The organism is Longitalea arenae (genome assembly GCF_016924755.1).
Classification (GTDB): domain Bacteria; phylum Bacteroidota; class Bacteroidia; order Chitinophagales; family Chitinophagaceae; genus Niastella; species Niastella arenae.
Window position 1 is genome coordinate 88,933 of sequence record NZ_JAFFJX010000020.1, and the last position, 7,575, is coordinate 96,507.

Annotated in this window: 7 protein-coding genes; 4 read left to right on the plus strand and 3 right to left on the minus strand. The window is 40.4% G+C overall.

Annotated features, from left to right (window positions below; all coding sequences use genetic code 11):
• Nucleotides 1-83: 83 nt before the first annotated feature.
• Complete coding sequence (locus tag JT717_RS25365; RefSeq protein ID WP_205513933.1) at nt 84-1,856, minus strand: PKD domain-containing protein; 1,773 nt, start codon at nt 1,854-1,856, stop codon at nt 84-86.
• Between the two features lie 530 nt (nt 1,857-2,386).
• Here JT717_RS25365 and JT717_RS25370 point away from each other — a divergent pair.
• Complete coding sequence (locus JT717_RS25370; protein ID WP_205513935.1) at nt 2,387-3,412, plus strand: WD40/YVTN/BNR-like repeat-containing protein; 1,026 nt, start codon at nt 2,387-2,389, stop codon at nt 3,410-3,412.
• Between the two features lie 210 nt (nt 3,413-3,622).
• Here JT717_RS25370 and JT717_RS25375 read toward each other — a convergent pair whose 3' ends face one another.
• Both JT717_RS25375 and JT717_RS25380 read right to left on the minus strand, forming a co-directional pair.
• A complete protein-coding gene (locus JT717_RS25375; protein ID WP_205513937.1) occupies nt 3,623-4,111 on the minus strand; it encodes an HD domain-containing protein in 489 nt (162 codons plus the stop codon).
• Between the two features lie 41 nt (nt 4,112-4,152).
• Nucleotides 4,153-4,602, minus strand: a complete 450-nt coding sequence (locus JT717_RS25380; RefSeq protein ID WP_205513939.1) for a carboxymuconolactone decarboxylase family protein — start codon at nt 4,600-4,602, stop codon at nt 4,153-4,155.
• A 345-nt stretch (nt 4,603-4,947) separates the two neighbouring features.
• Between JT717_RS25380 and JT717_RS25385 the strand changes: the two genes are divergently transcribed.
• From JT717_RS25385 to JT717_RS25395, 3 genes are all read left to right on the plus strand, one after another.
• Nucleotides 4,948-5,604: an NADPH-dependent FMN reductase gene (locus JT717_RS25385; RefSeq protein ID WP_205513941.1), complete on the plus strand. Its 657-nt coding sequence runs from the start codon at nt 4,948-4,950 to the stop codon at nt 5,602-5,604.
• Between the two features lie 585 nt (nt 5,605-6,189).
• Nucleotides 6,190-6,522, plus strand: a complete 333-nt coding sequence (locus JT717_RS25390) for a hypothetical protein (protein ID WP_205513943.1) — start codon at nt 6,190-6,192, stop codon at nt 6,520-6,522.
• 417 nt (nt 6,523-6,939) lie between these two features.
• Nucleotides 6,940-7,212, plus strand: coding sequence for a hypothetical protein (locus JT717_RS25395; protein ID WP_205513944.1), 273 nt, complete (start codon nt 6,940-6,942; stop codon nt 7,210-7,212).
• Nucleotides 7,213-7,575 lie beyond the last annotated feature (363 nt).

Consider the following 7,575-nt stretch of genomic DNA (forward strand, 5'->3'; position numbering starts at 1 on the left):
CGAACTAATGTTTGCTGATGGCTTCTGAGAAAGCAAAATGGATTGCATCGCATGGTGGATGCAATCCATTTTAAGGGATGGGTTTATTCTTTTATAAATGTGGTGGTATATCTTTTCCCGTTTAGTTTTATCTCAACGTAATATAACCCCGTCTTTAAACCGGCGACATTAACGCTCTTCTGGAATAATGCTCCCTGTTTGTTAGAAGATTCGTTTCTGATGAGTGCTCCATTCACGTCATACACCCTGATCGTTAACTGTCCGGTTTCCTTACCACTCAGTCTTAGGTTGACCAGCTTTTGTGCAGGATTGGGATAACTGGAAATTGTTAATGTTTTAAGCTTCGAATTATCGTTCGCAACAGTTTCATCGGAAAGCCGCACTGCAAATGCTGAAGAATTAACCGTGATCGTTACGGTATCCCAGTCATACGTAAGCTCGTTGTCCCTGACCTGAACCTGGAAACGGTATACACCAGCTACGAGATTGGAGATTGTAGGAGATGTTACAAATTGATTCGAGATCGTATAAGTTCCGGGCCCATCAATGAAACTCCAGAGGCGTCCGGCAATGAATCCGTCTGTATCTGTAGATGCACTGCTGCTTACCTGCACTGCGTTCGTTGGCAAAGTGATTACCTTGTCGGTTCCTGCACTCGCTACTGGTGGAGTATTAGTGCCCGCCACTACGGTGATAATAATGGTGTCTTTGTCGATGGACGCCCTGTTATCAACAACATTCAGCTCAAATTTATATTGCCCCGTTACAGTGAGACCTGTAACATCGGTTTGACTACTGGGGCCAAAAGCACTTGTAAAAGAAATGTTCGCACCGGCGGGTTTGCTGACTACTTTCCATACATACCGGACAATGCTGCCATCTGCATCAGTGGATGCCGCCCCAGTTAGCCTGGTCATTCCGGGGTTTGCATGAATGCTGTAATCGCTGCCTGCATTAGCGAGGGGTAATACATTTACCGCAAGACTTTTATTTTGGCCCAGAAACCATTCGTAGATATTGACGATACCTTCATATCCGCCTGTGGCAAGGCTGCTGTCATAGACACGGCCCCATACATTATGTCCGCCGGTTTGCCAGAGCGTCATCAATGCCTTTACAGCAGGTGGAGGGAGTGGGTTGGAAGGGTGAACCCCATTTATGCGCTCCACTGCTGCTTCATCTGAACGATAAGGAGCTATTGAATCATCCTTTGCATGAAAGGCCCAGTAAGGTAAATTCGCGGCGCGGACATACGATTCAAATTGACCACTTGGTGCATAGCCAGGAATGGCGTAGTGAGAAGGCGAGCAAATGGGTGCTGCAGCCGCCAGTTTTTTAGCATTGCCCGGTGCCATGGATAAATAATGCTGGGTGCCTCCTCCACCCATACTTAAACCAGTAAGGTAAATCCGGTTAGTATCTACTTTTAAAGTTCGTTTCGCATAGGCTATAATAGAGTCCACGTAGTCAGTATACCAATGCCCTATGCTGGCATCACCGGGGCGGCTTGTCCTGCTCATGGGTGACAGAACAATAAAGGTATCGGTAACTCCGGCCCAGGTATATTTCATGATATTGCCAATGGCTACCTGACGGGCCGGTCCGAAGTTGTCAATGTCAAAAAGGTCTGCACCATTATTACTACGTTCTCCTATGCCATGAAGAAATATGATCATAGGATACTTGTGGGTATTGCCTGCGATGCTGTGGCCTGAAGGCCGGTATTCCAGGAAATGCAGCGTATCACCATTCTTGTCAAACATAAATTTTCGTACGTTTTGCGCATACATGGTTTGGATGAAGGTGATTGCAAAGAATAAAAAGACCGTGGCTCGAAGCAGAATGGTTTTTTTCATAATGCAAAGTTTATGGTTAATGATAGTGAAAACATTGTTTGCTTTCAGATAGGATTTAAAATAATCAAAGTCTAAACTGAGAGTATGGAATAAAATACATGTAGGCCATGATGTTATACGGTCTTTTTACCGGGGTGACCGTTTCAGTTAGTTCCAAGGTAACATTTTATAATGATCCATAGAAAAGTGTTTTTCACCTTTTCACGTTGCGGAGCAAAAGAAAGTGATATTCATCCATGCACTATCCGAATTTATGAAACCTACCAGGCAGAGGAAAAGCGAATGCCGGATCCGATATGCGTTATATGTAATTTGACCGTCAACTTTAAACCAATCAAAACCATAATCTATGAAGTCCAGGAATACCCAAAATTGCATCAACGGAAGTTGAAGTAGTTGCAATGATACAAAAAAAGTCATTGAGGGATTAAACAAGATAAATGGGACCCGCGAACATGGAGTTAAGGAAGGAGTGATTTAACTTTAGTCTATGAAGTTGATTAATTGACATCCTTTTAAACAAATAGAGTATGGAACTGCCAGCAGCACCAAGACATTTGGTTGTAGTGGTTTTAATTATCCTAAGCGTTTGTTTTGGACAAACCGGAAAAAATACAAAATCCCTTTTGTACAATGATTTTCGGTTAATCAACTATTCGAGTGGCGTGGTCTATTTTTCTTATGATAACGGATTAACCTGGCATGACAAAAGCTCAGGATTGCCATCAACAGTTAATATTGGTTTGGGTGGAATTGCCGTTTCGGGAAACAAACTTGCACTTATCTCAAAAGATAGTGGATTGTACTTTTTCAATACACAGGAAGACAAGTGGCTTAATATTGGCACCGACAAACAATTAATAGAAAATAATATGGGTGCTTTACTGTTCTTTAAAGACCACATATATGTAGGCACACAGTTAGGAGGTATTTTCCGGACGAAGGACGAAGGAAAAAGCTGGACAAAACTAAATATTGGTCTGGATAACCTGACAATCCGAAAACTTGCCGAAATAAAAAATAGGCTCTACGCAGCAACGAATTCGGGGCTTTATTCCTATAACGACTTGCTCAATCAATGGGAATTAGAATATGGAAATACGGCGCTACAAGTTAATGGTATAACAACTTTTGATGGAAGTATTTACATTGCTACAAATCAAGGTGCCTTTGCCTCACCAATCGGGAAAAAAGAGTGGAGGAAAATCTTATTAAATGGCGCTTTGCATAACATCAGTTCAGACAATAAGGCAATCTATGCAATGGTGTATAATGAGCTATTTTCATCTTTTGACAAGGGACAAACCTGGCATAGTATGCAAGCCGGATTACCTGCTCAATTGTATACATTTGATGTGATTAAAACCGGCAACACACTTTTAGCAGCACAATGGGACGGTGTATACAGAAGAAATACAGAAGCTCAGAACTGGGAAATATCAAGTAATGGGCTGCCTGAGAACATAGCTGTTACAAATATCCAAATGTATAGTAACATCATTGTTATTAGTGGAAACGAAAGAAAACTAAGAAAGGGGATGACCGCAGATAAATAAGTTGCATTAAAAGGACGTGCCGCAGTATCCCCTGGTCTGATTGGCACAGGTTACTCGCTCCATGGCCAATGAACAATAGCGTCGCAGAAGTTCTTTCTTTCAAAATTCGGTATCATGAAGGCACAGATGTCGGCATTGATCGTACCATAAGTGGTTTCAGGTTTGTGTTTGAACCCTTGAAAAAATGTAGGAATAATCTTCTTCTTAAAGTCAGCGTGGAAATTCTCTAACGATTTCTTCCCTGTTTTCTGCAGACAACTGGTCATATCCCCTGCCAACAACATCCAGAGCCACACCATAATTTAATAATGCAACTTCTGCCTCCTTATGGGGCGCAACCCCAGGTATCGTATGCAAGGCAATAGCATCCCATACGAGCTGTAATGTTTGCTTCGGCATTCCATGGCTTTTGAGAAATTCACGGGCTGCATTCGCCCCGTCTACCTCAAAACATTTATCCGGACTACCGTAATATGAAGTAAGCCCCAGATCATGAAAAGCCGCGCTGACATACAAGAGTTCAGGATCATACATGAACTTTCTTTGCTCGCCATTTAAAGAAGCAAATAAAAACGTACGCAAGGAATGGTTATACAAAAATTCGCTTCCATGTTCGAGCAATAATTCCGTAGCCTGACGGGCAATAATACTGTCAGGTATTTTAATACCGGCGACAGTTTTAGGCATCTTTGTTGTCATAACTTGTTATTTTAACCCATTAAAAATTACATAACGTCACATTAAACGGGTATTGTTTTCGTAGAAATACCCACCCGGTTCATAAAATTGATATGACATACCAGTACAATTAGATCGGCTATTTCCTTTGTGTTAAAATGCGCTTTTAGCTTTTCATAAGTTTCATCAGAAACGCCATGTACTGAAATATGTGTTATTTCCTCTGCCAGACGAAGGGCCGTTTTTTCAATTTCATTAAAGAGCACACTTTCTTCCCATGCGGAAAGCGCAAAGATCCTGCGCGGCAGCTCTCCTGTTTTTAAAGCTTCATGGGTATGATAATCTATACAAAAAACACATTTGTTGATTTGAGAAACCCTGATCTTGATCAGCTCTATCAATGATCTGGGTATTGAAGAACCATACAGCCTTTGATCCATGGCAGCGATTTGCTCCCAGTATAATGGTTCTTCTTTCCACACATCTAAACGATGCTTGATTGACTTTATCATAAATTAAACATTTTATATCTACAAAGTTCCACACAAGAGTTATTTGTCTGCTTAAACTGGTTTAAGAAATGGGTTTATTTGTTTGCTGCTATTCTGCAATCGCCCATTCTGTTGCTTCGCAAAAATGATCGATTTTTGATTGTCAATTAATTATGGCTCTAATGGTTGATATTAAGCCCGGCCATGCAGACTGAAAAGATGCGCTTCCAGGCAGAGCTACAAAAGACAGGTAATGGTTTGAAAGCATCTCCGAAAGTTGTACCTTAAGAATTCAATTTCTGCCTTTCTCTCACATAGGCTGGAAAATGGACATTATATTATTGAATTTATCAAATGAGCGTAAAAATGGATCAACAACATTTTCGTCAAACGGAGAAGATGAACTTCCTTCTTTTTTCGGCATCGTTAAGAAAGGAGTCGTATAATACGCGTTTAATTAATTTAGCCGCAAACATAATAGAGAAGAATAATGGTAAAGTGGATCTTGCAAGCATGAGTGAATTTGACTGTCCTTCTTTCAACCAGGATTTGGAAACTACTGCGACTCCGACTGGTGCAACTGAATTCAGGAAACGGCTTTTGGCAAACGATGCATTCATCATTTCTTCCCCGGAATATAACGGTTCAGTGCCTGGAGTTTTGAAAAATGTGATTGACTGGGTTTCACGGTTTCGCCCACAACCGTTCAATGAACGGCATGCCTTATTGATGTCTGCTTCCCCTTCCATGGTTGGTGGTAATCGCGGGCTGTGGGCGCTCAGGATTCCTCTTGAGCATCTTGGTGCTAGGGTTTTTCCAGATATGTTTTCATTAGCTATGGCGCATAAAGAATTTACAGATGAGGGTGCATTAAAAGATGCTACAACCGCCAAAAGGTTTGAAAGCAATCTCATTGCTTTCATGAATCTTGCTGAAGCCGCCAAACATTATCCTTGCATAAAGAAGACCTGGGTAGAATTTCTTGGTGAAAAACCTGATCCCGTTACCGAACGGGTAGAATAGCTGTCAAGTCGAGTGTTTGGAGAATGATATGCTCGATATTTAAGCACGAACTCACATTTGCATAGGCAGCTAATCGGATTCAAATGCTTCATTTTCAATATTAGCACAACGTGCTTAATAACAACAAGGAACACAAAATGTAACTTTCATACAAGTGTATTATTATTTGCTTTCTTTTAGTCTTTTAACCGCCTGATTTCTTTCGATTTTAAAGCAGTCATTTACACAGTTATCGGCTAAATCTACAAGCCTATTGGCTAAACAGCACGTCTGTAAAACTCTTCTTTGCTGCGTGAAATCGTTTGCTCATTTTTGTTAACTAATCGGTTTCGCGTAACGCATATTATATGCATTCAAAACTAATCATTACACGGATAGCCCTTTTATACCTCCGAATGCAGAGTGATTCTGCCCATTGTGAACAGGTTTTAATTTCTACACTACTTTTTAGCGAATCCTGGTTTGCGCTCCCAACCAATGGAGAAACAATTGTTTCTCTTTACCTGGATAGGGATTGCAGCGTAATGTAAGCAGCTTTATTCGGATAACTATGAAAATCTATTTCTTAAACTATATCACTTATCTATGAAAAGAGTAATGTGCTGGCTTCTGCCTGCGATTCTGATGGCAATATCATGTAAAAAAGCAGCTGAACAAAACTCATGTATTACATGTGACAGCCGCAAAACAGCAAAAATAGCGAACACGCTGCCCGTACAGGTTAACTCCTTCAGAGGCATTCGTTCCGATGATCCCAATGGAACCGCGCCAATCGATAATCCAGATAGAGGCTTAAGGCTTTACTATTCCATGTATGCAAGCAATATGAATCAACCATTTTGGTCACCTAATGTAAATTATTGGAATAACATCTGGATGTTGACGAATCAATTTACGGAAATAATAAGATACGCCTGACGTTAATCAATTTCTACCTTACTGAATATCTACATACCACAATCAGTGCAAGTGCCTTGGCGAATATGCAATATATTTTCGATCAGTTAAGGACAAGAAGAGGTTGACAACTAAAGCTCAGGCGCATAACGTCTTAATCGTAAGTTGCTACCGCAATCTCTACGGGAAATTATTTAGTTGGTTATAATGTCGTTGCAGATAGACTAAATACTGCTGGTCTTTCCTTATTTCATGGATCATTAAAAAAGATATGAAATTGTTGAATTTGATTTTGATGGCAATCATTATTAGTAATTCGTTTTGCAACGATTTGGATCTTTCTGCGAAGGCAGGTAGTCAAACTTTGGAAACCTCTCAAGGCAAGCTATATTTCCATCGTATAGTAAAGGGACTTAGTACTGCGCTTATTTTTTGAGCATGAAAGAAGACTTATGTGTCGGGCTAAAAGAAAGCGAGGACTTTTATTTTAGGGTGCTTGATCCAACGATATATTATAAAATTGAAAAGGATACTTTATTTGTTTATACATCTTTCCCGGCAACTCCTCCTGAAAAATTCGGAATTAATGTAGTTCAAGTCAAAATAGAAAGTAACGAATCTGAAAAGTACGAGCAACTATTTCATGAGCGGAGAATACAAAAGGCAGAGATAGACTCAATATATTCTCAAAAGTGTGAAGTAAAATATTAGTCGCTTATTTAAATGAAACGCATTATTATTAAATCGAAAAGCTATTGGGAAACTGGCCAGTTCAACACAAACACCTGTAGACTTCGACGGCCTTTTAAATTCAGGATTGCAAAACCCGATGAACTTGGAGCGCCTATACGGTGACATTGTACAAAAGCGGGAAATAATTGGTTCGATATACCCTTGGAGTTCGAACCGCCCGACTGAATGAGGCCGTTTCGCTGGTATACAGTCTGGGATCAGGTTGAAAAATTGGGGGATTTAGGAGAAAGTTGTTGTTTTGCAGCCTAATAAAACGGACAAGAAACATTGGAAAAGGACCAGGAAAAAGAATTGTTAGGCTATTTTTTACCAGCAGGGACA

Coding starts and splice junctions, on each gene's coding strand:
- JT717_RS25365 (WP_205513933.1), bottom strand. CDS start 1,856: ATGAAAAAAACCATTCTGCTTCGAGCCACGGTCTTTTTATTCTTTGCA.
- JT717_RS25370 (WP_205513935.1), top strand. CDS start 2,387: ATGGAACTGCCAGCAGCACCAAGACATTTGGTTGTAGTGGTTTTAATT.
- JT717_RS25375 (WP_205513937.1), bottom strand. CDS start 4,111: ATGACAACAAAGATGCCTAAAACTGTCGCCGGTATTAAAATACCTGAC.
- JT717_RS25380 (WP_205513939.1), bottom strand. CDS start 4,602: ATGATAAAGTCAATCAAGCATCGTTTAGATGTGTGGAAAGAAGAACCA.
- JT717_RS25385 (WP_205513941.1), top strand. CDS start 4,948: ATGGATCAACAACATTTTCGTCAAACGGAGAAGATGAACTTCCTTCTT.
- JT717_RS25390 (WP_205513943.1), top strand. CDS start 6,190: ATGAAAAGAGTAATGTGCTGGCTTCTGCCTGCGATTCTGATGGCAATA.
- JT717_RS25395 (WP_205513944.1), top strand. CDS start 6,940: ATGAAAGAAGACTTATGTGTCGGGCTAAAAGAAAGCGAGGACTTTTAT.